Annotated in this window: 1 protein-coding gene; it reads left to right on the top strand. The window is 70.2% G+C overall.

Annotated features, from left to right (window positions below):
• Positions 1-48 precede the first annotated feature (48 nt).
• Positions 49-2551: MMPL family transporter (locus AC08OQ_RS19190; protein WP_476612299.1), on the top strand; the 2503-nt coding region annotated here is incomplete at its 3' end.

Here is a 2551-nt window from a genome sequence, read left to right as displayed (position 1 = left end):
CCCGCGCCGACGGGCTCCACCGGCGCACCACCCCGTTCGCTGTTCACAATGGTGGCTGACGCGGCCGTCGTGTACCGGGGAAGGGTACTCGCCGCTGCCTGCCTGCTGGTGGTCGTGCTGCTGCCGTGGAATGCCGGAATCTACGACCAGCTTGCCACCGGTGGTTTCTACGCACCGGGCGATCCGTCGACGCGGGCCGAGCGGCTGCTCGACGAGGAGTTCCCGGACGCGCCCCCCGACGTCGCCATCATGCTGACGTCGGCCCCGGGTATCGACGGGCCGATCGCCGCCCGCCTGGGCCGGGAGCTCACCGGGCGGATTGCCGCGGAGCCGGGGGTGACCTCGGTGCTGTCGTACTGGCCGGGCGGGCCCAACGAGGCGAGCCCGCTGCTGCGTGCGAAGGACGGCCGGTCGGCCCTGATCGTGTTCCGGCTCACCGGTTCCGAGGACCACATCCAGCACCGCCTGAACGCCCTGCACGACCGGTACGCCCACGACGGCCCGGGGGTCCAGGTCCGGTTCGGCGGGGCGTCCGCGGTCATGCGTGACGTGACCGAGCGCAGCCGTGTCGACCTGGCGCACGGTGAGCAGATCTCCGCTCCGTTGGTGTTCCTCGTGCTGCTCTACGCCTTCGGCACGGTCCCGGCTGCCCTGCTTCCGGTCCTGGTCGGCGTGGTGTCGGTGGTGTCGAGTCTCGCGCTGCTGCGGCTGGCGGCCCCGCTCACTGACGTGTCGGTCTTCTCGGTGAACCTGACGACCGCCCTTGGATTCGGTCTCGCGGTCGATTACAGCCTGTTCATCCTGCGACGTTTTCGGGACGAACAGGACCGCGGGCTGCTCCCGGCGGCGGCGCTGCGCCGGACGCTGGAGACCGCCGGGCGCACGGTGTTCTTCTCCGGGGTGACGGTGGCGCTGTCCCTGACGGCCGCGCTGGTCTTCCCGATCTATTACCTGCGTTCGTTCGCCTTCGCCGGCATCATCGTCGTCGTCGCCTCGGAGGTGGCCGCACTGCTCGTGCTGCCCGCGGCGCTGATGGTCCTCGGTGACCGCATTGAGCGCGGCAACGTCCGGCTGGCGTTGTCACGCCTGAGACGTTCGGGGTCACGCCCGAGGCGCTCGGGTCGCCGGCGGTCCGGCGGCCACCGCGTGGGGGCCGCGGCGGCTGGCCGCGGCTGGTCGGCGCTGGCGCGGCGGGTCATGCGCCACCCGGTGTTCTTCGGTGGGGCCGCGATCTTCGTGTTGGTGCTGTGTGCCGCGCCGCTGCGCCACCTCAACCTCGCGCTGGCCGACGACACGGTCCTGCCGGCGACCGCGGAGGCTCACGTCGTCAATGACGCGATGCGGGAGGACTTCGTCGTCTGCCTGCCCTGCCAGATTCCGATCGTGGTGCCCGGAGTGGACGCGCGGGACCCGGGGAACGCCGAGAAGCTGACCGACTACGCGACCCGGCTGTCCGCGCTGCCGGGTGTTGCCCGCATCGACACCGTCACCGGCAGCTTCCTGCGGGGCGAGCGGGTCGGTGCGGTGCCGAAGACTCCGATGAGGTACGTCGGAACGCATCGCGGCGCCTGGCTGTCGGTGTGGCAGACCGACAGGTCTCCGCTGTCCGAGCCGGCGAAGGACCTGGTCCGGAGGCTGCAGGCGACACCGGCGCCGTTCGGCGTCCTCATCGGCGGACTCGCGCCACACTTCCTCGACACCTCGCATTCCATCAAGCGGAGTCTGCTACCGGCCTTCGCCGTCGTGATGACGGCGACCTTCATCCTGCTGTTCCTGTTCACCGGCAGCGTGCTCCTTCCGCTGAAGGCGATGTTCCTCAACACGCTGAATCTCGCCGCCACCGTCGGGCTGCTGGCGTTCGTCTTCCAGGACGGGCACCTGACCGGTCTGGTCGGCGACTTCCAGGTGTCGGGCACGCTGGAGATGACCAGCCCGGTCCTGATGTTCTTCATCGCGTTCGGGCTCAGCATGGACTACGAGATCTTCCTGCTCGCCCGCATCCGCGAGGAGTACCTGCGGACGGGAGACAAACACGATTCCGTCGCCCGTGGGCTGGGGGCGACCGGTCCACTGATCACGAGTGTGGCGCTCGCTCTCGTCGTGGTCATGGTCGCGTTGTCCGCATCGGACATCAGCATGATCAAACTGGTGGGTGTCGGGCTGACCGTGTCGATCGTGCTCGACGTGACCCTCGTCCGAGCGATCCTCGTCCCGGCGTTCATGGCCCTGGCGGGCGACTACAACTGGTGGGCTCCCGAGCCGTTGCGCCGTCTGCACGCGCGGTTCAGCCTGCGGGAGGACGGCGACGAAGCGGCCTCGCGCGCGGGGGACCTCGGGCTCGGGGGACCCCCCGACCCCGGCAACCGCATGACGACGAAGATCACTTATCGGCGGGGGTGGGGGGAACCCACCCGCTGGACCCGGCCTCCGGCCGGGCCGGCCCCGACCTGGCACTACTACCTGCGCCCGCGGCGGCGCGCGGACGGTGGGCCCTTACCGGCCATGATGGGTATCCGGGGTTTCGCACTCGACGGCATCCGCGCCGCAAGCT

This window comes from Frankia sp. CcCS3 (assembly GCF_977927575.1).
This window is presented reverse-complemented; position numbering and strand designations above follow the sequence as displayed.